Raw genomic sequence first — 25,015 nt, forward strand, 5'->3', positions numbered from 1 at the left:
TTTTTTTGCCCTCAATCATCTTCATATCGTGAAATCAGGTTATTGAAGAGCGACCAAGTCCTTGATTTCCTCTGTGGAAAGTTCGGTGATCCAGTTGTCACTGCTGATGATTTCGTCGTTCAAGGCTTGCTTTTTATCAAGCATCTGGTCGATTTTTTCTTCCAGGGTCCCTGTGCAGATTAGCTTATGAACGTGAACGAAACGCTGTTGACCAATTCGGTAAGCACGGTCGGTGGCTTGATTTTCAACAGCTGGATTCCACCAGCGATCATAGTGAATCACGTGGTTTGCTTCTGTAAGATTAAGACCCGTGCCGCCTGCTTTCAATGAGAGTATGAAAATAGGGAATTCCCCATCTTGGAATCGGGTGATCATTTCATCACGCTGCTTCTTGTTCGCACTCCCATTCAGGAATGGCACTTCAAAGCCATATCGTTTTTCCAGCAATTCTTTAATCATATTGCCCATCCCGATATATTGTGTGAAAATGAGACAGCTTTCATCCTGTTCGCGGACCGCATCGATAAGCTCGGTCAGCTTCTCGAGTTTGCCTGATCGGTTAGGTGCCTTCATGATGTTTTCCTTTTCCGTCTCTTTTAAGTAAAGAGCTGGATGGTTGCAAAGTTGCTTTAGCTTATTCAGCATCTGGAGGATGATGCCTTTTCTTTCAAAGGCAGACAGTTGTTCGATATCAGTGAATGTATCTTTAATCAGTTGTTCATACAACGATGCTTGCTCGGTGGTAAGCGGTACGAATTCCTTTTGTTCTTGCTTATCCGGAAGATTAAGAGCGACTTCTTTATCGCGTTTTGTACGGCGAAGCAAAAATGGCTGTATCAAACGCTGTAATTCCTTGATTTTATCCTTCTGTTCATCACGCTCAATGGTCGCCACATATTTCTCCTGAAACTGACCTAGCGTTCCGAGATAACCTTTGTTGATGAAGTCGAAAATCGCCCATAGCTCACTTAAACGGTTCTCCATCGGCGTACCCGATAAGGCGATATGATGTCTGCCATTTAGCTTTCGCACCGCCTTGGATTGCTTCGTTTGGGCATTCTTGATGTTTTGTGCTTCATCAAGGATAACGCTGCTCCAATGGATCGAGGTCAGTTCAGCCACATCTTGGTGGGTCAGTCCATATGATGTTAAGACAATATCATGATCGGCTGCCAGTTTAGTAAATACTTCACCTTTAGCACGATTCGATCCATAGTGAAGGTGAACTTTAAGTGAAGGTGCGAACTTTTCCAATTCCTTTTGCCAGTTGCCAAGGACCGATGTCGGGCAGACGATTAGCGCCGATTGAACAGAGACGGATTCGGGGGCAGTGGCAATGGCCTCAGCCTCATCACTGCTCTCTGCGCCGCTATCCTCTTCGACGATGATCGGTTCACTCTTTTGTTCGTCCCTGGGCGCAGTGGGCAGCTCTTCACCAGCTCCTTCTTTGCCTTTCACATGAAGCAGGTAGGCAATCATCTGGACTGTTTTTCCAAGTCCCATATCGTCGGCTAGACAAGCACCAAAACCATGCTCCCTTAAAAAAAGGAGCCAGCTCATGCCCAGTTTTTGATAAGGGCGTAAATCTCCTTGAAGTGCATTAGGGACGGGCAGGACGGATATGTTCTTGGTTTCCCTGAGCCTTCCCACCATTTTACGGAGCTCCTGGTTCAATTCAAATTGAATCCGAAGCATTTCATGGTTTTCAGAATCGTCATCGCCATCTTCATTTATGCCATTCAACAGTTCCTGCTGCAGCAAGTCAGTCAGTTGGATGCCTTTTTCATTGGCTGTTTCCATAAGCTCCTGAATTTGTTTAATGAATGCTGGGTCAAGCTTGACCCATTGGCCGCGTATGAAGACAAGCCGCCTTTTTTCATTGACGAGCTCCTCGAACTCCGCCTCAGTGAGCTCTTTGCCATTTAATGAGAATCGCCAATCAAAGTCCATCAAAGCTTTTAACCCTACATAAGACGGGCCGCGATTCGATTGGCTCTTCACTTTCGCCTTGACCTTCAATGAGGATTCCTTCAAGGCAAGCCACCACGATGGAAGGAGAATTTCGACGCCAAGAAACAGGAGTTTTTCGCTTGCATCGGTCAAGAACTCCCATGCGTCCGTTTCCGAAATCTCCCTTTTCAGACGGCCATTCTCCCCAAGCCATGGCACGACGAGTTGCCAGCGTTTCGTGGCACGCACCACATCACTTGCATACTTGTTCCAGCCGCGCGGCAGTTTTTTTCCTGTATATGTTTCAATGATATTCTCATCCCTTTTGGAACGAAGGGTAACATCGAGTATCCAAGGCCCATTACCCTCAGGTGGCTCAGTTAAACGGAGACCTATAGTGAATGGTTTTGGGTCGGGCAGGGTACCGAGCCATTCCTGCCAGCTGTCTTTGTCAAAAAAGGCCTGTAATTCTTCGGGGGAAAGTCGAGTATCCTTTAATGCCCCGACGGCTTCACTCCATTTATGCTGCATGGGTGAATAGTTTTTTAAATACATGTTAGCGGCACCGTTATACCACTTTTCGATAAAAGTACGGTTGGTTTCCGGTTCAGGTGAAGGAAGATCCAAAGATATTTCTTCTTCCCAAAAGGACGGGACGAATTCCTCTTCCACTTCTTCAGGCAGTTTCCAGCCGATGGAGTCCAATTGTAGATTAGTGAAATCCGGTACGGGGATTCCAGCTTCTATGGATTCATGAAGAACGGGCGCTGCTGAAAGGCAAAGGGAGGATATTTCGGACCATTCCCATTCTATGAAGGAGTTAAAGCTTTCCCTCGCAAAAAAGTTGAGAAGTCCCCAAGCGTCAAGAATGAATACTTGATTTCCATCCACTATATCCGTAGTCATTTTAGTTCCATAAAAGCTTGCGTCATCCCAGTTGAATAACAGCCTGCGAATATGATTCGTGGTGAGGAAGGTATTCTCTTCATTGACGACACCAAGGGCGTAAGTTCCGTTTTCGAGAGCGGCTATTTTGATTTTTAATTTCCCTGGATTAAACATCGATAAGCTTACCCCTTTTTAGTTCTTCTTGGAAAGCGCGAAGCCGTTTGGTCGAATCTGCTACATAAAGTATATACCGTTCGAATACGTCTTCCTTTTTGCTCTTTTTATAGATGGTGCGCATCCTTTTCAAATAACGGACAGCTTGCTTATAAGCAGGCCGGTTTTTCAAAGAAACTTTTTCCTGGACCGCATGATAATAAAGGGGCAGGATTAGTTCCGGTTCTTTTGATACCACTTCTTTGATGGATTCACTGCTGATTAAGTCAATGCTGATTTCCGAGTAAATATGCATCTCCACCCATTTTTTGTATTGTCCTTGTTCAAAAAGGAAATTTGCATAGTTCCAATAGCTGTGCGGAAGGGTGGCCCTGTAAAATTTCTCAAGCAAATCGTTCCGTTTTAATTTATAACAGCAACTGTTAATTAAAGTCGTAAAGGTCCGGACGAAATCTACCCGTTTATAATAATCGGATAGACCGGCAAGGAATTCCTGGACATTATTATTGATGAATTCAATGAAAGGGATGGCCCGTGCCCGGTTTTCAGATTCAGCCAGGAGATTCAGCCAATAAAAAATGTATGGACAGGCATCCTTCTTCAATTCATGGAGAAGCTCAATCGCTTGTTTATCATGGTTTTCCAAAAGGGATAGGTGAATGGCTGCGAGGGTATAGGACGTCCTCTCAGTGGTGCCCATATACTTCTCGGGAAGTTCTTTATTGATTCGTTCAAGTTCCTCTTTACGCCATGAGGAGTTGGAGAATAAGTAGCTCCATATCTCCCGGTAGAGGTCGATCTTTTCATATTCGAGGCCTTCACCTCCATCCAGCAGTTTAGCTACATCTTCCTTGATGCTGAAAACGAAGGGATCAAAGGCGAAGGGCCGCGCTTGCCTGCTTAGCGGCTGTACCGTTTCATGCAGCTCTTCTGCCAGGTCGACGGCAAGTGCATAAAAGACCCTGATCGTTTGCGTCTCACTTTTATGCAGCTGAATCATTCTCAGTGTCTGCTGCATTGTGCAAAATTGCGTAACAAAATGATAAAGCAACTTCCATTCCCTTTCCATTGGAGCTTTTGAGCTAAGGCGTTTAAAGTAAGTTTGTATATGATTTTCAATCATGTAAGTAGCCTCGCCTATATGGGGCTCGACATGTTCCGCAAAGGCATCATTCACGAATTGCTTCCATGATGGATAGCTTTTATCTAAGGTGATGGATCTCCCCGCCGCCTGTTTAAGTAATTCACTTGCCGGTTTCACCTGCTGCAGTGCTTGGGCGGCTGAGGCGTTTTTAGGTGCTTTCCAATCGCCCAGCCATTCGGAAACACTAGCGTGTTCGGAATATGCAGAAAAGAAAACGGCCATTTGATGCCGGCAAATGAACCTTGAATCACATGTACAGCTTCCATCTTGTGGGGAGAGCAGATTCAGCCTGGCCTTAAATCGTGTCTCTTCCTGTACCTCAGCCGCAATCGTATCCACCGCTTCTTCTTTAATATCAACGAGCCCCTGACGGTATAACTGGAGCCCTTGATTCACCACATCCGAATCTTCCGGATCCCCGGCCTCCAAAAATTCCGCCAGCCGCTCCCCAACTAACAACAACTCCCGCTCCATACTCTCCTCCTTCAGGGACCAGCCCTAGTTATATATTTTTGTATGATCATGAACCATCAGTTCTTAACTTTTCGTAATCCCGTCCCGGCTTTGTGTATATATGATCGAATGCCGGAACATGGCCGTTCTCTTTACGTTCTATTCGATTTAATCACTGCTTCTTGCCGTTATATTCATAAATACCCTGTAAAAGTCAATATCGTCAAAAATCCGCTTGAATATAAGCGATTCGGATATAAACAGGAATAACTGGCATTCACGATGAACATGCAAGGAATCCTTCATCCTCATTAGCTTCACAAAACTAAGTGATGAGGGGCCGGAACCCTTTTTTAATGGGCGTTTTTGAAGCATCTCTTTATTATACTTCATTTTGGCTTGGAATTTAAAATGTAGAATAGAGGTTTTGAAAATGATGAGTGTGAGATTATACATATTCTTGGTTAATGGGAAGAGCCATTCCCGCGGGAATGGCTCTAAAATATGAAATTAGTTAATTTTCATTTCATTCTTCCAACTGTCCAACTTTTTGTTGATGAATGTAACAAAGGTATGATTTTTTTGTAAATTGAATAGAAACGCTGACTTTTCCAAGTACTCTTTTGCCTCTTCAAAGTTACCTACGAGTTCAAAATTATACCCTAAATGGTAATGTAAATCCGCTAAAGCATATAATTGGTCATGTTCGAGGCACCACTTTATGGCATCTTGGCAGCAGGCAATGGACTCTTCGTATCGGACCAGGCGTGTTAACACCCTGCCGAAGTTATAGGATAGACGTGTCTTAAGCGTTTTATCCGTCAAAAAGGGCAGGGCTTTCAAGTGATCTAAAGCTTTCCGTAACAAGGCGAATGCATTTTCGTACTGTTCTTCGGCTACATACATTACACCAAGGCTGCTTAAGATTTCAAGCTCCCGTTCCGAATAAATTTTGTCTGTCGTATGGGTAATGGCTATGGCCTGATTAATGAAATCGATGGCTTTATCTAAATCTTTATTTTTTTCATATTCGTATATTCCCTTGTGCCAAAGAATCAATTGATGATTCTTTTTATTCTGAAGAAAGAGGGGACTGTTTTCCTCAGCCTTTACAATTTGCTGCATTTCCTCATAATTTCGGGTTCTTCTGGCTATTTTTAATTGATAAATCACTTCTTCCACGTAATCCAGCCTAGGGGTCATTCCAATATCGAAAAAATAGTTTACATCAACGCCTAAACGTTGGGAAATTAAATAGAGAGTGGATGCGTATGGATAGACATCGCCCTTTTCAATCTTACTGATCTGTGCTTGTGTACAAATACCGGTTGCCAACTCTTCCTGGGAAAGCCCGATTTGTTTACGTAGTTCTTTGATCTTTTGTCCAACTGCAAAAAAATCCATTTTGATTCTCCTTAAAATATGCCTAGAGTTATATTTTGTTATGAAAAATCGGTGAAAGCGGTATGTACAGGTCCTGAACGGTTTAAATAGATTCTTTAGTCGAAATATATGGTTTTAAGAAGTGTGGTTAAATATAACTATAGAATTTATTTCTATTTTAACCAATATTTTTTTAAAAGAAAAGGAGGAATGACCTATGAAAAAAAGTACTAAAGCATTAGTCGTATCTTTTCTTATCATCGCTGCTTTTGTTATTGTCCCAAGCGAATTACCAGGCCTTTACGCAGAACTTCCAGGTTTATATAAATAAGTAAATGAAGCTTACTATAACTGATTCAAGCATCTTCAATTGAAGATGTTTTTTTATTATCATTTTTGGTTGATTATTCTTTTGCGCATATTCCTGTAGTTATAATTATCTATGAATGGGGAGTGTAAGGTTCATTTGGTAGGCGTGGAAGAAACGTGAGGGTAGTTTGTAACGCCTATTTCCTTTTAATGATTTTGTTATAGTGTAAATAACAAAACGGAGAGAGGTGTAAGGTTAATGATTGATATTAATATGAAAGTTCAACCCTCTTTTTACGATGATGAATGTGCCATTGTGTTTTCTTTTTATTTTGATAAGGCAACAAGGAATATTGGTGAAGCTGTGGTGTACACATGCCAAAAATCAGGTGAAAAAGAATACAGCCAAGATCATATAGATACAGATGTCCAAGAAAAAATCGCCTATATTAAAGAGTTTTCCATTGCCGATGAATATCAGGCAACCTCAATGAAGAAAATTAAACATTTTTTGAATGTAATCGGTATCAAAAAATGTGTGAAGCACAACCTTCAGGGAAATGAAATCGCATTTTAAACGATAAAAACTCATGACATCCCATATGTCATGAGTTTTTACCATTTAAATGAGAGTTTTGAGCATTCATTTTCTTTTTGATGAAATCGCTCAATTGTTTCCTTTCACTTGGTTTAGCGTTATTTGTTCTTTCAAAAAATTTAAAGTGTTGTTTATTTCTATCGGATTTCATGATGTCTCTCCTTTACATTTTTTATTTACCCATTTTTTTAAAATTAAAACGTGATTTCCTCATAAAGTGAATAATGAAAAAAAAGATAACGTAATTATTCCTAGAGTTATATTTTCATCTGTCAATCCCTGCATATAAGGATTAATTAGATGATAATAAGTGGTAAAGCCTAAATATGGAGGAATTTCGTGTTTTATCATACTTTAAAAAAATGCTAAAATGGTCCGAATATCGGATTTTTCATTAGAAACATCAGTTTCTAGTACCCTAAAGTGAAGAGGGTTGAAGAACTCTTTTCGATGGCCCCCGAGCACTTGCTTGGGGGATCTTTTTGTTTTTTGGATAATTTGTCCACTTTATTTCTATATTATGTTTCGTTTTGTTTGTATATACATGGGTAAATATAAGAAACAAGATGAATTAAACCTGTGTTTATAGCAGTTTAATCGGAGGAATATATTTTATGGATGTGAAAGTGAAGAATGATCCCACGAAGCGAACTTTCCAGCAGTTCATTTTTCCCTTTACACTTGAAGGAAAAATGATTGAAAAGTTTGTTGGGAAATTGGTTGAGGAAAATTTCGTTTTTTTGAACTTGAAAGATATGGAACAACAAAATCAATTTTACGGTGGCCATAAAGTTTCACACCGTAAATTGGAAAAGTACTTCATGCCATACATCGAGCCGATTTTATTTCCGGGTCATGCAAAACAGAAGGAAGGCTTGCGGCGTTTCACGAAAAAATTGGATATTGATTGTACCTTCGAATCACCCTATCTAAATACCCCATTTATTATTAACTCTATAGATATCTTCATATGCCCATTTCATATCGGCATGATGAATCTTCGTGTTACTTTACCTGAAGGGCTTTCACATAATGATGTGCTCTATTTTGGTGATACATTTAGAATCCTCGAACCGATTGCTGATGATGAAGAAAAAACGAAAGTTGGCTGCCGGGAAAATCAGTATGAACAAGTGAAGGATTTCATCTTCAATGAACTGTTGCCGCCTATTGAGGAATATATGGATGAAGAACAAGCGGATCCGACCTATTTTGGGAGTTTGCCCTTTTTCATTGATGAAAGAATGTATGTGATCAGTTATACGGCATTCCCTGAGAATCGTGATATTTCTAAAAATGATTTATTCCGGATCAGTGAGCTGAACGGGTATGACAATGATGGTGAGCCATATATAGGCGCATTAAACCCTGATTATATAGAAAAGTATTATCAAGAAAGGGTATATGACAGGTGGGGAAAGGAAACCTATTATGTAACTAGCATGTATCATTTCGCGTGTGTCACGAAAGCGACAGGTAAACTGGAACAAGAACTGGCAAGCGAAATGTACGGCCAGCATTTTTATACATTGTTGCTTTTCTTCTATTATAAGATCGTACTGCTTAAATTGGCTCATGAACATTCCCAGATTGATGTGGAAAAAGATCAATCGGATACAGAACAGCTGATTTTCATGATCACTCAGTTTTCTGCAAAGTACTTATTCACTGAAGTGAATAGTACGGCAATCGGTAAAGAGCTTTTCAAAAAAACGGATGAAACCTTCAGGATTGCCCCTCTCTACAGTGAAGTGAAGGAAACACTTTCCTACCTTTATCAAAATCAGGATAAACTGTCTGGGAAAAGAAGTAATTATCTTTTACAGATACTAACGATTTATACGGTGATCTCCGGGATATTCGGAATGAATCTATATATTGAAGATTGGAAAGGGAAATTACCATGGAAAGCGTATATGGATTACAGCTTATACGAATGGGTAGCTGTCATTGTAACGACAAGCGGACTCATCATTTCGGCCATCCTCGGCTTCATCTTCCTGAAAAAATGGCTGCAAGAGAAAAAAAGCCGAAAAAAAAGAATGCTTTAAAGTAAAGTCCTGTACGCGATGTACGGGACTTTTGTTTTAGAAAAAACATGGTTAATTAGAAAAGTGAAGAAATTCAGCATGCAAAATCCCCCATTTCCCTAATATTTTGCTAAACTATAGGTATATCATTCTAACTATTCATTAGGAGGAAATCATGAAGAAACTAGCTTTATTTTCCAGCTTATTGTTGATGAGCGTATTGTTCCTGGCCGGTTGCTCGGATGAGCCAAGTCCGGAAGAGCGCTTTGCGGCATACACGAAGCTTTGGAATAAACAAGATTTTGCGAAGATGTACGAGTATCTGTCACCTGAGACAAGGAAAGAAATCAGTGCGGATGAATTTGAGAAGCGTTATGAAAAAATCTATACGGGGATTGAAGCCGACCATTTAAAGGTGGACTATAAACAGCCAAAAGAAGAAAAAGATCATAAAGATGGAGAGAAGGTAAGCCTTGCATATACCGTTGATATGTCCACTATGGCGGGCGCTGTCAGCTCTGAGCATAAAGCGATACTTGTCAAGGAAGGGGAAGGCGAGGAAGAAAATTGGTACATCAAGTGGGATGAGAGCTACATATTCCCTCAATTGGAAGCTGGTGAGAAGGTATCGGTTGAATCGTATCCAGCCATTCGCGGGGAAATTGTCGATCGAAAGGAACGCGGCCTCGCCATGAATGGAACGGTGGCAGAAGTGGGAATCGTGCCAGAGAAAATGGCCAACGAAACCGAAACGGTTAAAAAGGTCGCTGGAATCCTCAACATGTCCACTGACGAAGTGAATCAGAAATTAAAACAAACATGGGTAAAGCCAAGCTATTTCGTGCCCATCAAGAAAATGTCAAATGATAATAGCGCAACTTTGGAAAAGCTATTGAGCATTGCCGGGGTATCTGTCAATAATACGGAAGAGCGCATATATCCGTATAAAGAGGCCACTGCCCATCTAATCGGATATGTCGGTGAGGCATCGGCCGAGGATCTGGAGAAATTGAAAGGAAAAGGATATACCGCAAGTGATGTTATTGGCAAGCGAGGTCTTGAGGAAGTGTTGGAAGCGCGGCTTAAAGGCAAACCTGGCGGAAAAATCTTCATTAAAACCGAAGATGGCGAAGAAAAGGTGATTGCTGAAAAGCCTGCTGAAGAGGGAGAAACAATTACATTGACCATCGACGCCGAGCTTCAAAAGGATATTTTCAAGCAATATAAGAACGAAGTTGGATCGGCATCGGCAATTGATCCGAAGACAGGCGAAACGCTTGCACTTGTTTCAAGTCCGTCATTCGATCCTAATAAATATATTTTCGGAATAACGAAAGCAGAACAAAAAGCGCTTGAAGAAGACCCGAAAAAACCACTTCTGAACCGTTTCAGTTCGACGTATGCACCTGGTTCAACCATTAAGGCCCTCACTGCGGCGATCGCCTTGAAAAATGGTGTGGATCCGAAAGGGTCGATCAATATCCAAGGGAAAACGTGGGCCAAATCGACATGGAAAGATCATTCCATTACAAGGGTTTCGGACCCTGGTGTTCCGATCGATATGGAAAAGGCATTAATTTATTCAGACAACATTTACTTTGCCCAAAAAGCTCTCGGGCTTGGAAAGGAAAAATTCACGAATGGACTCAAGGCTTTCGGATTTGATGAGTCTTTGAATTATGATTATCCGATCAAAGCATCGAGCATCGGCAAGATCGACAGTGAGGGGAGATTGGCAGATGCTGGATATGGTCAAGCGCAAGTTCAAATGAGCACGCTCCACCTCGCCATGACCTATTCAGCCTTCCTAAATGAAGGAAACATTCCTGCACCTTTCTTAATAACAGGAGATAAAATAGAAAAGAAAATATGGAAAGAAAATGCGATATCAGCAGACCAAGCGAATCAGGTCACCAAGATGCTGACACAAGTAGTGGAGCATCCTAAGGGAAGCGGACATGGAATAGCTGATCTTGGCATCAAAATCGCTGCCAAAACGGGAACTGCTGAAATCAAGGCATCCAAAAACGCGGACGGAACAGAAAACGGCTGGTTTGTTGCCATGGACACAGAAGACCCGGAACTTCTCATGGCATGGATGATGGAAGATGTAAAAGGACGAGGCGGCAGCCATGTCGTTGTCGATCAAATGAAACCGGTGTTGAAGAAGTATTTGAAGTAAAGAAAAAAGTCCCCCATCTTGAACTGGGCAAACATTTAACATTAAAAAGCAGGACATTGGCTTCTTCCATGTCCTGCTTTATTTTGGTTGTGGATTCTAATTTGTGGCGGCAATGAAGCTGGATTTGAAGGAGAATGGGTCGTGCATACAGAATGTAAAAAGGGAGTTCAATAACTTGCTAGTATACTAGGGACGTCCTGAAATCATGATGTTTACAGAGTGACATCATCCAGGCCGTTATGTTACCACATGCCGATGGATTGAATAGGATTAATTCAAAAATCCTTGAAAGATGAATAGAATGGGAATGAGGATGAAAAGGAATGAAAAGATTAAAGTATTTGTTTATCGCTTTCTTTATCACTTTTTTTGCATTTCCTTCTCATGAAGCGACGGCAGCAGAAGAAAATTCAACCATGGAAGTGAAACTGAAGAATTATTTGGGCAATAGAACCAGCGCAGAAATAACGGCAACTGGTGACTACCGTACATCAGGGGGAGAGATATTCATAAAGGCAGGGGAAAATCTGACTTTGAAAGTGGAGTCGGCTAAACTTGCCGTATACAAAGGATCTAAGAAAAAGGGATCTTATGCTTCTTTTAAGGTAATACCAGTTAAACCTGATTCTTCATTATCCATAAACGGCCGTCCGTATCAAGGCTCATTTTCATTTAAAGCGGAGGACGGTTACATCCGGCCGATCAATACTGTTTATATGGAAGATTATCTAAAGGGCGTCGTCCCGCTGGAGATGCCTGCACTTTGGCATGCCGAAGCCTTAAAAGCACAAGCGATTGCCGCCCGGACCTATGCACTTCGCCATCAATCCACAATAATTGACGATACGGTTTCTTACCAAGTATATGGCGGGGCTGCCGGTCACTATCGAACTAATTCAGCCATTGAGCAGACGAAGGGCATGGTAATCAAGCATGATGGCGAAATAATCGAAGCGTTCTTTTCCTCAAGCAATGGAGGAATGACCGAATCGAATTCAAATGTTTGGTCAAGTGGCAACCCCCTTGCATATTTATCTATAAAAGAAGATTTCTATGATCCGAAAACCAGTTGGGAGATAACGCTGGACAAGCAGCAAATCGACCTTTCAAAAATGGACTTATCTAAACCGGAAGAATGGTGGACAAGTGTAGAGGAAAAAGATAAAACGGTTGTGCCGAAGCTTAAGGCTTGGCTGAAGAATAATGGATATGCGCAGAAAGATATTAAAATAACGGAGATTCCCTTGTTAACATTTTCAGATGAGAAAACGGGAGGCCGTGTAACGAAAGGCTCCATCCAATTGAATTTCTATGTAAGGGATCTCGTTGATGACGGGGGAAAGCTATTACCGCAAACGGTTAAGCTTACTAATGTATCAGCTTCCAAAATCAGGGGCATGGTGGGGCAAGAGGTGATGAAAAGCTATCTGGTTGACCATTCATCCTCCGATCACCCCAAAATTTCTATTAAAGGATCAGGATATGGGCATGGTGTCGGGCTAAGTCAGTTTGGGGCGAAAAACAGAGCGGAAGCAGGACAATCTTATCTGGATATTTTGGGATTTTATTATCCCGACACAACTATAGAAAGGGAATATGGACCAGGCGCTGGATCTAAAACGGATCTTGTCGCTAAGGCAGAACCGAATTCAGTAAGCATGAAAGCGCAAACGGATCATGTCAATGATGAGGTTGGAATCACATACTCCCTAAAAGAAGATACTGTGGTAACACTTACGATTAAAGATGGTAAAGGGAAATCTATTGTTACCCCAGTCCGTGACCAAACAATGAAAAAGGGTACCCATTCAGCAATCTGGAACACAACAGCGGTGAGTAACGGTACATATGAAGCAGAAATATCAGCAATGGACCGCAACGGGAATGAAGGTTTGGCAACAATGCCGATTAAGATCAGTAAAGATACGTCGGCACCGAAAATCACCGAAGTCAAAACAACGGGCGACTATAGTACCGAGCAAGCGAACATAACATATATAATTAATGAAAACGCTAATGTAACAGTGGAAATTAAGAACAGTAAAGGGAAGGTTGTCGGTATCCTTTCTGAAAGGCCGTTCAGTAAAGGCAGGCAATCCGCAACATGGGATTTCAAAAATATGTCCAGCGGCATATTTACGGTGACAATCTCAGCTAAGGATAAGAGTGACAATCAGAAAACCATTTCAACGAAAATCTCGATTAGGAAGACGACGGGAATAGTGACAGCAAGCGAATTATATATTAAAGAAAATAGAAATGCATCTTCTGAAACGGTTGGGAATCTATACAGGGACCAATCTGTAACGATCCTGGCTCAACAAGATGAGTGGTACAAAGTGAAAAAGGGAAACCAAATTGGGTATGTATTAAAAAAACATATAAAAAAATGAATGGGCAGGACGTCAATCATGGCGTCTTTTTTTGCTCTATTTTATTATGGCATCAAGACTCTTCATCAAACTCACGAGTAAATGCCCCAAACTCACGAGTAAAATGCATTAATTCACGAGTAAAAGGCGGAAACTCACGAGTATACGCACCAAATTCACGAGTAAAGTATGGATTCACGAGTAAATGCTGCAAACTCGCGAGTAAAATGCATTAATTCACGAGTAAAAGGCGGAAACTCACGAGTATACACACCAAATTCACGAGTAAAATGCGGATTCACGAGTAAATGCTGCAAACTCGCGAGTAAAATGCAATAATTCACGAGTAAAAGGCGAAAACTCACGAGTAAATGTTGCAAATTCACGAGTAAAAGGCGGAAACTCACGAGTAAATGCTGCAAATTCACGAGTAATACCCGCAAACTTCGCCATAACTTGAGTTAACGGACCTTAATCAAAAAATGAGAATCTTAAAAGAGGAATGAATGCATTCATTCCTCTTTTGTTCTATGCTGACCGGGTGTGAACGGAACGCCGGCGGCTTTTGTGATGATTTTTGAGATATCGGTATTTTCAATGACTCCATCAAAGGCTTCACTGCCTGGACCCGAGGCGAAAACGGGAATCATATTGGCTGTATGTCCTCCTGTGGAACTGGCTGCCCGTATGCTTCGATCAGCTACGCCCGCCTTATGGTGCCTGGCGATGGTGCTACCGATTTCCCAATCGATTTGATGCTTTGGATAGACAAGCGTTTTATTCATTCTTACGTTATTGATGAATTGATCGACTTCTTGATCCGTAAGGGATATATGTGCATACTTCTTGAATGTGGAAACGACACTTTCTGGATTGATTTCATTATTTTTATCGAATGTAAGCTGTTTGGACATATATTCAGATGAAACCCTGATTTTTTTCAATGCCTTGATATCCATTGTTTCAGAAGCGGAGGTCCCCATTGTTTCGTGGTCTGCAAGTACAACGATCAACGTATCATTTCGATTTTTTGCCCAATCTACAACCTCTTTTACGGTTTGGTCAAATTCGATGGTTTCTTTCCATATTCCAGTGATGTCGGCTGCATGCTCCATATGGTCAATACGCGCACCTTCGGCCATCAAGAAGAATCCCTTATCACCCCGGGATAAAATATCCAACGCTTTGGATGTCATTTCGGGGAGGGATGGCTCTTGGGAATGTAATACTTCTTTATCCAGTTTAAAATTCATATAGGTAGGGTGAAATAATCCTAAAAGTTTTGCCGGATTATTAATGGAACTAAGTTCTTCTTTAGTCGTCGTAATCCCATAGCCAGCTTGTTTAAATTTGGCGATTAAATCCTCGCCATTCTGCTTATCCGCCTCGAAATAGCTGGCACCACCTCCGAGAATGACGTCAATCCTGTTATCAAAGAGCTGCCTCGCGATATTTGCGCCACCTGTCCAGCGGTTAGGCACACTTGCACCAAAGGCAGCGGGTGTGGCATCGACTACCATATTGGTTGAGATGATCCCGACTTTTTTGCCATTGTTCTGAAAGGCATCCAATACACTATCCACCTCGGAACCATTGGCATCGACACCGATTGATTCATTGTTGGTTTTTATACCAGTGGCAATCGCCGACCCTCCTGCTGCCGAGTCAGTGACGTAATTATTGGCGGAATAGGTGCGCATCAGGGCGACATGCTCCAGTTTTTCCAAATGTAGTACACCTGTCTTTCCATATTCCAATTGCCGGGCAATTTCTATTGCCCCTAGCCCCATGCCGTCGCCAATCAGCAATATGACATTCTTGGGGGTGTTTCTTGTTTCTGCTTGAATAGGGGAGCTCATGCTAATAAAGAAAATTATAAGAACGAATAATCCAAAGCGGTGCGGCTGTACGAGTTTATATCTAGATGTCTTATTCATCTGAAATCCTCCATTGGGTGAAAGTCTTCCTATTATTTGTTTAAATCGATAAAAAAACCCCTCCCTGATATTCAGGATGGAACTAATCTTTTTAGCATGGTTAGCGGCATCGAGTCGATTTTTGTATAATTTGTCTTTCAAAAAATTAAAGAATTTCTATATAATTACAATATGAAGGCGATAATTTATAAACAGTAAATACATAACTGATATAATTTCACTAAAGGTCAATTGAAATAATAGGAGAGAAAACCCTATGCTATCCAGTATGAAAAAGTTCTTCAAAGAAGGTTCTAAAGACTTGAAGAGAATTTATAAGTTGGTTGAAGAAGTGAATCGGCTAGAGGGTAAATATGAAAAATATTCAGATCTGGAATTAAGCGGAATGAAGAATAGATTTAAAAGCATTTTGGATGCTGGTGATAATATTTTGGATATACAAGCCGAAGCTTTTGCGGTCGTGAGGGAGGCTTCCAAGCGAGTATTGAATCTTAAACACCATGATGTTCAGCTTGCAGGCGGTTTTGTCCTGAGTGAAGGGGGCATTGCCCAAATGAATACGGGCGAGGGGAAGACGCTTGTCTCTACATTGCCTAGCTATTTACATGCACTGTTCGGTAACGGTGTGCATATTATTACGGCCAATGAATATTTGGCCAAACGTGATAAAGAGTTAATGGGACAAATTCATGAATTTCTAGGTTTGACGGTCGGTTTGAACATTTCCCAAATGGGACCTTCTGCGAAACGTGAAGCATATGCGGCAGATATCACGTATGGGACGGCAACAGAGTTCGGTTTTGATTATTTGCGTGATAATCTGGTTTATCGAAGGGAAGACAAGGTTCAAAGAGGACACCGATTTGCCATTGTCGATGAGGTTGACAGCATCTTGATTGATGAAGCGAGGACACCATTAATCATTGCGGGCAGGGCAAACGACGGAACCGAGCTTCACCAGATCACGGCGCAAATCATGAAGACATTTATAGAAAAGGATGATTACGAGATTTCCATCGAGTCAAGGTCCGCCTTTTTCACGGATCAAGGTGCTTCCAAGATTGAAGAGGCCTTTGGCATCGACAATCTGTATGGAATGGAGCATCAAGAGTTATTACATAATGTTACACAGGCGCTGAAAGCGCGGGCAATCATGAAATTGGATGTGGACTACATTGTTTTCGATGGAAAGATTGCAATCATCGATAAATTCACAGGCAGGGTGATGGAAGGGCGAAGCTTCAGTGACGGGCTACATCAAGCCATTGAGGCAAAAGAGGGATTGGAGATTTCCGAAGAGAATGAAACACAGGCTATGATTTCCGTTCAAAATTATTTTCGATTATATCATTCAATGTCTGGGATGACAGGGAGTGCCATGCCATCAAAGTCTGAATTCCAGGAAATATATCAGCTCCCCGTCATTGAAATTCCAACTAATGAACCTATTATTCGAGTGGATGAGGTTGATTTGCTTTATAAAGATGAAACAAGCAAAATCAACAAAATCGTCACGGAAGTAAAAAGGATCCATGATGGCGGCAGACCTATCCTGATCGGGACGACCTCCATTGAGCAATCTGAAAAAATTTCGGTTCAACTGGATAATCGAAAAATTAAATATCAAATCCTTAATGCAAAGACGGAAGAGGATGAAGCGGAGATCATTGCGAAGGCCGGGCAAAAAAAACAAGTGATGCTGGCTACGAACATGGCTGGGAGAGGAACGGATATATTACTTGGGAATGATGTAAAGGAATTGGGCGGCCTTCATATTATCGGGACGGAGCGACACGAAAGCCGTCGGATCGATATGCAGTTAAGAGGACGTTCCGGGCGGCAGGGTGATCCTGGTTCAACACAATTCATCATTTCTTTGGAAGATGATTTGTTTAATTACTATGATGAAGAAGAAATGGGACGTTATATCAAGAAAATCAAAACGGATGAAAATGGGTTGGTGCTGGGCCCTGCACCCGATAAATTCGTTAAAATGGTTCAGGAAACGGTAGAGCAGATGCATCAATCAAGCCGATATCACTTATTGAAGTTGGAACATGCATTAAATGAGCAGAGTAAAATCATCTATGCAATGAGAGATCGGGTTCTTGATATGGAGCCTGAACGGATGTCGGCCATTTTACTTGACTACATCGTAAAATACATTACTCGCCTCACAGTGAAATATGACCGTGAACATATAGCGGAGCCTGACTCCTCTGCCTTAATTGAAGAGCTAACCTTTGTTTTGCTGTCGTTAGGTTGGCAGGAAAGTGATTTGAAGGATATAGAAGGCCAAATTGAAGGAAGGGTGTTGGAGGCTTTAGCTGAATGGGAATCGAGACTGGTGATCTTTCAAGACGATGCAGAATGGGGAAACCAGTTGCGCGCTTTCATGCTGCAGCACATCGATACAAATTGGATGAACCATTTAGATGAAATGAACAGTTTGAAGGAAGGCATTGGTTTAAGTGAATATGGTCAGCAGGACCCATATGCGTTGTTTGAAAAAGCAGCTCTCAGTCAATTCAACCTTCTATTAAGTAAAATTGAGGCGGAGATAAGCATCCGTTTTATGGAATATATGAAAAGCAATCAGCAAGATGCAGCTTCTTTGGAGGGGGAGGAACGATGAGTTTATTTGGAAAAAGGGATAATGCAGCTTCAGATGTACCTAAGTTAGCAAATCATGATGACACCGTTCATACTGTCCTGATGTTTCACAGGGGATGGGATATTTCCAAGCAAGAGGAATATGTATATAAATTCCACCATCAAAGGCTGCCTGCATTAAAACCGAACCAAATTTCAATATCCGGCATCAAGCTGATTAGGGTGGAAGATGATGTCATCATAGAGGCTTTTCTGCGAAGTTCAATAGAGAAAGCTGTCAGTTTTGATATCGTGGATTTACTGTTAGTTGATGGAGATGGAAAATTCCTCGCAAAAAAGACATTCGATCTTTTAGAGCTTGGTGAGCTTCCAGCACTTTCATGCATGCCATGGCGTTTCTTGTTCGAGGAAGGGGATATGTTGGCGGAATCGATTCCTGATGAAGGTTGGAAGATTGCTTTTGAATGGAAGAGAAAGTAGAAAAACAACTGCATGAGTCTAGCGGCAATCGGCAGCTTTTTGCCGGAGTGCCAAAGCAAAGCCCTCATCCTTTTAGTGATGAAGGTTTTTTGTTTATAAGGGAAGTCAGTAGCACCAAATATTTATGCCATTTTCTGTGTGCAATTTCTCATAAATGGCAACGCTAAGTAATATTTATAAGTAATCTTCCGCAATCTAGCCTAACCAAGGCTTGGAAATAATGATGAGGAAAGTGGCAGGAGCATGAAGAATAACTGTAATCAACGCTTGAAGGAGAGGCTATTTGAGTTATTGTCATTCTCAATCGTGGCCATACTTTTCATTTATACGAATAATAGGATGGGTAACGATCCTTCTATTGGGATCATTACGATAATCATCGGTGTTGCGGGTTTTATTGTTTATCTGAAGGAATGGATATCGAATCGAATCATAAAGGGCATCATTTTTTCAGTTTTCCTTCTTTCGATCATGGTCTTTTTCCTTGGGGACATCTGGTTTTATCGTTATTATTCGACACCTATAACATCCTATATGTGGATGCAAAAAAGCAATCTGAATGGGCTTGGTGAAAGTATATTCAGTATGATGGAAATCAAGGATGCAATCTTTCTTCTGGCAGGCATTCCAATTGCTGAATCTTTTGTGAAGAAAAAATACCCCCTCAAGCATATGGCACTTGTGCCGGCCGTAATATTCCTGATGATAGCAGGATTAAAACCGGTCAAGAATATCTTTATCGACAAAGTCGATATAACCCGTCGTTATGAGGCAAATACCTTTTTGCGAAACTGGGGTCCTATCGGTCATCACGCATTGGATGCGTATGCCTATTTTACTGACTCGGGAAGGGATGAAATGTCTTCGGAAGAAAAGAAGGCCGTTTCTGATTACTTCAATAAAAAGAAAAGAAAGGAAAATGCCCTTTCAGGATCCTTGGAGGGGAAGAATCTCATTATCATCCAGGTGGAATCTTTACAGGCGTTTCCGCTCTTTCAAACCAGTGCCGGGCAGGAGGTCACGCCATTCATGAATGAACTGGCGAAAGGGGGATTGTATTTCCCGCATGTATATCCGCAGACGGTATTTGGAAATTCATCTGATGGAGAGCTTATCGTGAATACCGGACTATTTCCTTTAAAGCAAGGTGCGACCTTTTTTCGGTTCCCTTATAATGATTTTCCTGGTCTTGCCAAGGAATTAAAGAAGTCGGATTATCAAAGTTTTGCTTTCCACGGAGATGAAGAAGACTTTTGGAATAGGCAGCATGCATATCCCTCGCTAGGTTTTGATGACTATCTTTCCATAGAGGATATGAAGCAGGATGAGATGATTTCGATGGGCTTGGGAGACCGCAGTTTCTTTAATCAAAGCTATGATTTCTTAAAAGATAAACAAAACCCCTATTACGCTTTTTTCGTTACTTTGACCAGCCATGTACCTTTTTCGCTGCCGAAGGAACAGATAACAATGAAGCCTGAAGTTGGAAAAGAAAATAGTTATCTGACTAAATATTTCGAAGCCATTCATTATACAGATTCAGCTATCGGGGATTTCGTGAAGAAGTTGAAGGATGACGGGAAATTGAAAGACAGCGTAATTGTCATTTACGGAGATCATGATGGGCTATTCTTAAAAGATAAACACGAGGTTGAAGCGTATTACGGTAGTAAAATCAGCGATGAAGAGTGGATTGAAAAATATATGCCCATTCCCGTGATCATTTATCAGGAGGATATGGAAGGGAGATCGATAGATAAGGTGGCGGGCCAAATCGATATTCTGCCCACTCTATATGATCTGTTCAATATAAAGAGTTCTTCATACTTTGGAGAGAGCATGCTGGATGGCGAAGAAGGTGATGCCTTGATATTAAAAGGGGATTATGGTTCTCAAATGAAAATAAATGGGGAAGGCAAGGTCGAAGGATTTTCACCAAAAGATCAAAAGGAGATTGATCTGAGTGATCAGGTGATACGTTCCGATTACTTTAAAAAAATTGAGAAAGAAGTAAAAAAAGAGGATGACCGATAAAAGTCATCCTCCTTCCATTATAATCCCAAATGTGCTTTAACACGATTTTGGGCTTCAAGCTTTGTATCTTCTGGAACGATGTTGTACCAAACGCCATCTACCCGTTGATTGTCACCTTCAAGTGTATATTGTTCAATATTTTTGAGGGATGATTTGTAGTTATTTTGAATGCTCAACATTTGATTGAAACTTAAATTGGTTTCCACGTTTTTACCTAAAGCTTCGAATATATCGTCATAATTGGTAAGTGTTGATAGGCTTGCCCCTTTTTTCATGACAGCTTGGATAACTTGGCGTTGCCGCATTTGCCGTCCATAATCCCCGCGGGGATCTTCTTTACGGATTCGGGAATAAATCAAGGCCTCTTTACCATTTAAGTCGATTGTACCTTTGTTGAAGGTATATCCTTTATAGGCAAGGTCCATATCATTATCGACTGTGACACCACCAACGGCATTCACAATATCCTGAAAGCCTTCCATATTCATTTTGACGTAATAGTCAATCGGGATATCCAAATAGGATTCCACTGTATTTATCGACATGGCCACTCCGCCATATGCATAGGCATGGTTCATTTTATCATTTATACCTTTACCGACGATCTCTGTACGCGTATCTCTCGGTAAACTCAATAACTCAATCGATTCCTTTTTAGGATTAACGGTCATGACAATCATCGTATCTGATCGACCTGAGTCATTTTTTCTTTCATCCACACCAAGAATCAGTAATGAAAATGGATCTTGGCTTTTGAACTTGATGTCCTCTACACGTTTATCCGTTTTATGGGCTGTGCCCTGCATAGTGCTGATCGCACCGGCTAATGATTGATATACTGAAGCGCCATAAACACCTGCGCCAATGATAAGGATAAGAAGGGTGAAGCCGATTATTTTAAACGTTTTGCGTTTCTTTTTCTTTTTTTTATGTTCGGATCTCATTTAATATTCCTCCCTTAACCATCCCACAAAATGGAAGGTGTGAAAAAGTACCTAGTCGGTATTTTTAACTATACCTTTTTTTTGTCAAAAATAGAATAGTTTCTTTTTGTAGGTAGAGTGCATATTTACCTTTTTTCATTCAAAAAAACGAAGGATTCTGAATTCCTTCGTTTGCACAGCATTCAATTGTTTTCCAAAATTGTATAGCAGAGTTAAAGAAGTTATGATTATTTCCATAAATTTGCCAGACTTTAAGAGAAAGTCTGGCAAGTAAATCTTATAAACTTCTATAACCGATGATTTTACTTTTGAAATAAGAGTTTGAAGTGGTACTGATCGTTACTCCCTTACTTGATGAGGCATGAATGAATTCCCCGCCGCCCAAGTAAATTCCCATATGGCTTATGACTGATTTATTGGAACCCGTTGCAAAGAAGATAAGATCGCCGCTTTTCGGTGAAGTAACTTTTTTGCCCATATCATAATAAGTGGATGATGAAAGCCTTGGAACATCATACCCAGCCTTCTTGAACGTATAGTAGATGAATCCGCTGCAATCGAATCCTGATGGGGAGGAACCCGCCCACGAATAAGGTGTGCCGATCAATTTCTTTGCTTCGGAAACGAGCTTGGCCACTTTGTTTCCTGAACTTGGGGCTTCCACTTTTCCACCATCGTTATTATCTGCAGGGGCAGTGCTTGCCGATTTACTTAATTTCAGTTTTTGCCCCACTCTGATTAAATCGGACTTTAACGAGTTGATTGATTTAAGCTGGGCTACGGTCATGTTTGTTTTTCTGGAAATCTTGGAAAGAGTATCACCTTTTACCACAATGTATGTAGACGAATTGGCTGGGGTCTGTGTACCACTGGATGGTTTGGAGCTGCCGGGTAAATCAATGGTAGTGGTGGTGGTTGATTTGGATACGATAAGTTTGGCGCCTGCATAAATTCTATCGGATTTTAAGTTATTCATTTTCATCAATTCAGCAAGTGTAAGGTTATGCTTGTTTGCTATCCTGGTTAAGGTATCACCTGAAACAATGGTATATGTGGTTTTCTTTGTTGTTTTCACGGAAACTGAAGAAGCATTTGATGTTGTTTTGGAGTTGGGTGTAATTAATTTTTGATTGATTCTCAAGAAGTCTGATTTTAAGTTATTAAGCTGTTTTAAGTCTTTTACCGTCGTATTATGCTTCTGGGCGATTTTACTTAGGTTATCACCGCTTTTGACTGTATATGTACCGGCAAGGGCAGGAGAAACAAAAGTCGAAGATAAAATGGCTAATGTCGAAAATGCGACAACACTTTTTTTCACGGTTTTCCACCTCAAATATGTCTTTTTCCCTATTCTAACAAAATAAATGGTTTTAAACATATTACATTTTTGTTACAAGGGGAAAATAGTAGTATTTTACTGGTTTATATTGGTGGCGCTTGAGTATTGCAATCTACAATATTTTCTATATTGTGAGTCTTTTTTCACATTTTGGAGTTTCGCCTTTCTCTTTGTCATTTTCTGTAAATATATATCTTTTTTGGGAGGTGTATTCTCGCTCAGTGTTTATGGAAAAATAGAAAACCCACTTTGTTTTACGAAGTGGGTGGTTTTATTTAAAAAGGAAATCAACTAAATTCCTGCTTGATTTTCCAGTGGAGTATTCATTCCATTTTTGGTTAAAGGAAGCGATCTTCATTAATGAATGATCGGCGGTACGGATTTTCCTCAAGAGCTCTTCTGTGGTGGATACCACGGGTCCGGGCATGGAAGAAGAGTAATCCTCCCAGAATCCCCGTTCCTGCACATACTTTTCTAAGTCATATGCAAAGAATATCATGGGTCTTCCCAAAAAAGAGAATTCAAATGGAATCGATGAGTAATCGGTTATTAAAAGATCCGTACTGATCAGCAGTTGATTAACGTGAAAGTCACTATTGACAGGGAAAATGAATCCCGGGAATTTATCTTGTATATCATGCTCTGCTTTTACAGCTGGATGCAGCTTTAGTAATAACGCATAATTTTCGCCCTTAAGTTCCTTGTAGAGCAATTCCAAATCAAGAGCAATCTTTCCGTTGTTCAAGCCGTCATTACGAAATGTAGGGGCATATAACATGATTTTCTTATGCTCAAGTTCTGGATACTTGGCCAGCAAAGCATTACGGGCAGTCCTTTTTGATTCATCATTAAAAAAGAAATCGGTCCGAGGTATCCCGGTCCTTAGGATATGGGATGCCGGCAGTTGGAAACTTTCTTGATAAATCTCGGCCATTCTCTCTGAACCTGTCGTAACATAATCGAATTTATCATATACCTCAAAAAATCTTTTCCTTGCACCGGCTGAACGGTTTTTAATGGAAGGGTCTTTTGCTCCGAATTGCTTTACGGCACCGGCCGCATGCCACACTTGCACGCATGTCACTTGCTTTTTGAATGAAATGGCTGAAAGAAAGCCAAAATAATTATCGATGATAATCCATTTTGATGTAGCCAGATGATAAATCGATCGGATCATGGCACTGATATTTTTTGATTCAAACGGAAGGACGATGGTTTCCCCATCGTCCTTAACTTGTATAGAACTGCTTGATTTCATTAAAAATACTTTTTGAACGGAAATGTCCTGCTTGTCCATTTCATCTGCGATATATTGGCAATTGTCCCCGAATGATGTGACAAAGGTCGTTTTGTCATATAAAGGGAAAAGTTTAAAGATAGAGAATAAAACTTTGAAACAAAAAAGATAAACCCCTATCGCGAATTCTTTAGCCATTAGTAACTTGTAGAAGGTCATCTTTAATTTGGGAAGTCGAAATGCCGATTGTCCTTGGAAGGTAGACCACTTCACAAACTTCGGATAATTCATCGAATTGGCCTTTCCAGTCATCACCCATTACAAAGATATCCACACCTTCACGAACGATGTCTTCCTTCTTTTGTTCCCAATTGTCTTCAGGTATGACTTCATCCACATAACGAATTGATTCTAGGATCATTTTTCTGTTTTCAAAGCTGTGATAAGCTTTTTTATCTTTTAAAGCATTGAATTCATCCGTAGAAATGGCAACGATCAGATAATCCCCTAAATCTTTAGCACGTTTTAATAGATTGATATGACCCCAATGAAGCAAATCAAAGGTTCCGTAAGTGATTACTTTTTTCATTTGTATTCCTCCTTTAAGACTCTTGAACTGTTATTCAATCAAATTAATATATATTTGGTCTATTAGAATATGAAATGGAACAATAAAACAGGCAACCAGCATTTTAATTCTGCTTGTTGTATTCCTATATATTTAGGCAATGGCATTCTCTAACTAATTATAACTTAATAGCTTTACAAATAAACCACAATTTTTTTACAAATAAACCACAATTTTTTACATTGATGATTCTTGTAAATATTAATTTTTAAGTTAAAATTAAATGTTGACTAATTTGTATGACACTAAAGGGCATAATAAAGTGTCTATAATTAATGTAAGGATTTATACTAAATGATATTTAAAAATAATTTCCCTCA

17 protein-coding genes are annotated in these 25,015 nt (G+C 40.6%); 8 read left to right on the top strand and 9 right to left on the bottom strand.

Going from position 1 to position 25,015, the window contains the following annotated elements:
• Window positions 1-39: 39 nt before the first annotated feature.
• From AC1DIV_RS02920 to AC1DIV_RS02930, 3 genes are all read right to left on the bottom strand, one after another.
• On the bottom strand, window positions 40-3,012 hold the full coding sequence (locus AC1DIV_RS02920; RefSeq protein ID WP_340878133.1) for a DEAD/DEAH box helicase: 2,973 nt from the start codon (window positions 3,010-3,012) through the stop codon (window positions 40-42).
• The gene (locus AC1DIV_RS02925) at window positions 3,005-4,630 is read right to left on the bottom strand and encodes a hypothetical protein (RefSeq protein WP_340878132.1); all 1,626 of its coding nucleotides are present in this window, start codon (window positions 4,628-4,630) and stop codon (window positions 3,005-3,007) included. The genes AC1DIV_RS02920 and AC1DIV_RS02925 overlap by 8 nt, the downstream gene beginning before the upstream one ends.
• A 489-nt stretch (window positions 4,631-5,119) precedes the next feature.
• The gene (locus tag AC1DIV_RS02930) at window positions 5,120-6,013 is read right to left on the bottom strand and encodes a helix-turn-helix domain-containing protein (protein ID WP_048681463.1); all 894 of its coding nucleotides are present in this window, start codon (window positions 6,011-6,013) and stop codon (window positions 5,120-5,122) included.
• Window positions 6,014-6,560: 547 nt separating this feature from the next.
• On the opposite strand from AC1DIV_RS02930, the gene AC1DIV_RS02935 reads away from it, so the two are divergent.
• Window positions 6,561-6,878, top strand: coding sequence for a hypothetical protein (locus tag AC1DIV_RS02935; protein ID WP_340878129.1), 318 nt, complete (start codon window positions 6,561-6,563; stop codon window positions 6,876-6,878).
• Window positions 6,879-6,906: 28 nt separating this feature from the next.
• Here AC1DIV_RS02935 and AC1DIV_RS02940 read toward each other — a convergent pair whose 3' ends face one another.
• Window positions 6,907-7,050 carry a hypothetical protein gene (locus AC1DIV_RS02940; protein WP_153246105.1) on the bottom strand — a complete coding sequence of 48 codons (144 nt, stop codon included), beginning with the start codon at window positions 7,048-7,050 and terminating at the stop codon, window positions 6,907-6,909.
• A gap of 463 nt (window positions 7,051-7,513) precedes the next feature.
• Here AC1DIV_RS02940 and AC1DIV_RS02945 point away from each other — a divergent pair, with 463 nt between their 5' ends.
• The 3 genes from AC1DIV_RS02945 (at window position 7,514) to AC1DIV_RS02955 (ending at window position 13,504) form a co-directional block, all read left to right on the top strand.
• Window positions 7,514-8,950, top strand: a complete 1,437-nt coding sequence (locus tag AC1DIV_RS02945; RefSeq protein ID WP_340878128.1) for a magnesium transporter CorA family protein — start codon at window positions 7,514-7,516, stop codon at window positions 8,948-8,950.
• Between the two features lie 154 nt (window positions 8,951-9,104).
• Complete coding sequence (locus AC1DIV_RS02950; RefSeq protein WP_340878127.1) at window positions 9,105-11,111, top strand: penicillin-binding transpeptidase domain-containing protein; 2,007 nt, start codon at window positions 9,105-9,107, stop codon at window positions 11,109-11,111.
• 323 nt (window positions 11,112-11,434) lie between these two features.
• Window positions 11,435-13,504: a SpoIID/LytB domain-containing protein gene (locus AC1DIV_RS02955; protein ID WP_340878125.1), complete on the top strand. Its 2,070-nt coding sequence runs from the start codon at window positions 11,435-11,437 to the stop codon at window positions 13,502-13,504.
• A gap of 491 nt (window positions 13,505-13,995) precedes the next feature.
• Here AC1DIV_RS02955 and AC1DIV_RS02960 read toward each other — a convergent pair whose 3' ends face one another.
• Complete coding sequence (locus AC1DIV_RS02960; protein ID WP_340878123.1) at window positions 13,996-15,420, bottom strand: alkaline phosphatase; 1,425 nt, start codon at window positions 15,418-15,420, stop codon at window positions 13,996-13,998.
• A 256-nt stretch (window positions 15,421-15,676) separates the two neighbouring features.
• Here AC1DIV_RS02960 and secA point away from each other — a divergent pair, with 256 nt between their 5' ends.
• From secA to AC1DIV_RS02980, 4 genes are all read left to right on the top strand, one after another.
• Entirely contained in the window at window positions 15,677-18,055 is a 2,379-nt protein-coding gene (secA, locus tag AC1DIV_RS02965) for a preprotein translocase subunit SecA (protein WP_340878122.1), read from the top strand.
• Window positions 18,052-18,513, top strand: a complete 462-nt coding sequence (locus tag AC1DIV_RS02970; protein ID WP_340878121.1) for an SLAP domain-containing protein — start codon at window positions 18,052-18,054, stop codon at window positions 18,511-18,513. The genes secA and AC1DIV_RS02970 overlap by 4 nt, the downstream gene beginning before the upstream one ends.
• On the top strand, window positions 18,498-18,680 hold the full coding sequence (locus tag AC1DIV_RS02975; RefSeq protein ID WP_142398479.1) for a hypothetical protein: 183 nt from the start codon (window positions 18,498-18,500) through the stop codon (window positions 18,678-18,680). Before AC1DIV_RS02970 ends, AC1DIV_RS02975 begins: the two co-directional genes overlap by 16 nt.
• Before the next feature lie 76 nt (window positions 18,681-18,756).
• Window positions 18,757-20,547, top strand: coding sequence for an LTA synthase family protein (locus AC1DIV_RS02980; protein ID WP_340878120.1), 1,791 nt, complete (start codon window positions 18,757-18,759; stop codon window positions 20,545-20,547).
• A 17-nt stretch (window positions 20,548-20,564) separates the two neighbouring features.
• Here AC1DIV_RS02980 and AC1DIV_RS02985 read toward each other — a convergent pair whose 3' ends face one another.
• From AC1DIV_RS02985 to tagD, 4 genes are all read right to left on the bottom strand, one after another.
• Window positions 20,565-21,491: an LCP family glycopolymer transferase gene (locus tag AC1DIV_RS02985; RefSeq protein ID WP_340878119.1), complete on the bottom strand. Its 927-nt coding sequence runs from the start codon at window positions 21,489-21,491 to the stop codon at window positions 20,565-20,567.
• Between the two features lie 277 nt (window positions 21,492-21,768).
• Window positions 21,769-22,809: a C40 family peptidase gene (locus tag AC1DIV_RS02990; protein ID WP_477575707.1), complete on the bottom strand. Its 1,041-nt coding sequence runs from the start codon at window positions 22,807-22,809 to the stop codon at window positions 21,769-21,771.
• Window positions 22,810-23,101: 292 nt separating this feature from the next.
• Window positions 23,102-24,265 (bottom strand): CDP-glycerol glycerophosphotransferase family protein, encoded by a 1,164-nt coding sequence (locus AC1DIV_RS02995; RefSeq protein ID WP_340878116.1) that lies wholly within the window; start codon window positions 24,263-24,265, stop codon window positions 23,102-23,104.
• A complete protein-coding gene (gene tagD, locus AC1DIV_RS03000) occupies window positions 24,258-24,656 on the bottom strand; it encodes a glycerol-3-phosphate cytidylyltransferase (RefSeq protein ID WP_034315711.1) in 399 nt (132 codons plus the stop codon). The genes AC1DIV_RS02995 and tagD overlap by 8 nt, the downstream gene beginning before the upstream one ends.
• Between the last annotated feature and the right edge of the window lie 359 nt (window positions 24,657-25,015).

This window comes from Peribacillus sp. 05N428, from assembly GCF_056397085.1.

What these genes read in the sequence shown, in the direction of transcription:
- AC1DIV_RS02920 (WP_340878133.1), bottom strand. Translation starts at nt 3,012, where the DNA reads ATGTTTAATCCAGGGAAATTAAAAATCAAAATAGCCGCTCTCGAAAAC.
- AC1DIV_RS02925 (WP_340878132.1), bottom strand. Translation starts at nt 4,630, where the DNA reads ATGGAGCGGGAGTTGTTGTTAGTTGGGGAGCGGCTGGCGGAATTTTTG.
- AC1DIV_RS02930 (WP_048681463.1), bottom strand. Translation starts at nt 6,013, where the DNA reads ATGGATTTTTTTGCAGTTGGACAAAAGATCAAAGAACTACGTAAACAA.
- AC1DIV_RS02935 (WP_340878129.1), top strand. Translation starts at nt 6,561, where the DNA reads ATGATTGATATTAATATGAAAGTTCAACCCTCTTTTTACGATGATGAA.
- AC1DIV_RS02940 (WP_153246105.1), bottom strand. Translation starts at nt 7,050, where the DNA reads ATGAAATCCGATAGAAATAAACAACACTTTAAATTTTTTGAAAGAACA.
- AC1DIV_RS02945 (WP_340878128.1), top strand. Translation starts at nt 7,514, where the DNA reads ATGGATGTGAAAGTGAAGAATGATCCCACGAAGCGAACTTTCCAGCAG.
- AC1DIV_RS02950 (WP_340878127.1), top strand. Translation starts at nt 9,105, where the DNA reads ATGAAGAAACTAGCTTTATTTTCCAGCTTATTGTTGATGAGCGTATTG.
- AC1DIV_RS02955 (WP_340878125.1), top strand. Translation starts at nt 11,435, where the DNA reads ATGAAAAGATTAAAGTATTTGTTTATCGCTTTCTTTATCACTTTTTTT.
- AC1DIV_RS02960 (WP_340878123.1), bottom strand. Translation starts at nt 15,420, where the DNA reads ATGAATAAGACATCTAGATATAAACTCGTACAGCCGCACCGCTTTGGA.
- secA (WP_340878122.1), top strand. Translation starts at nt 15,677, where the DNA reads ATGCTATCCAGTATGAAAAAGTTCTTCAAAGAAGGTTCTAAAGACTTG.
- AC1DIV_RS02970 (WP_340878121.1), top strand. Translation starts at nt 18,052, where the DNA reads ATGAGTTTATTTGGAAAAAGGGATAATGCAGCTTCAGATGTACCTAAG.
- AC1DIV_RS02975 (WP_142398479.1), top strand. Translation starts at nt 18,498, where the DNA reads ATGGAAGAGAAAGTAGAAAAACAACTGCATGAGTCTAGCGGCAATCGG.
- AC1DIV_RS02980 (WP_340878120.1), top strand. Translation starts at nt 18,757, where the DNA reads ATGAAGAATAACTGTAATCAACGCTTGAAGGAGAGGCTATTTGAGTTA.
- AC1DIV_RS02985 (WP_340878119.1), bottom strand. Translation starts at nt 21,491, where the DNA reads ATGAGATCCGAACATAAAAAAAAGAAAAAGAAACGCAAAACGTTTAAA.
- AC1DIV_RS02995 (WP_340878116.1), bottom strand. Translation starts at nt 24,265, where the DNA reads ATGGCTAAAGAATTCGCGATAGGGGTTTATCTTTTTTGTTTCAAAGTT.
- tagD (WP_034315711.1), bottom strand. Translation starts at nt 24,656, where the DNA reads ATGAAAAAAGTAATCACTTACGGAACCTTTGATTTGCTTCATTGGGGT.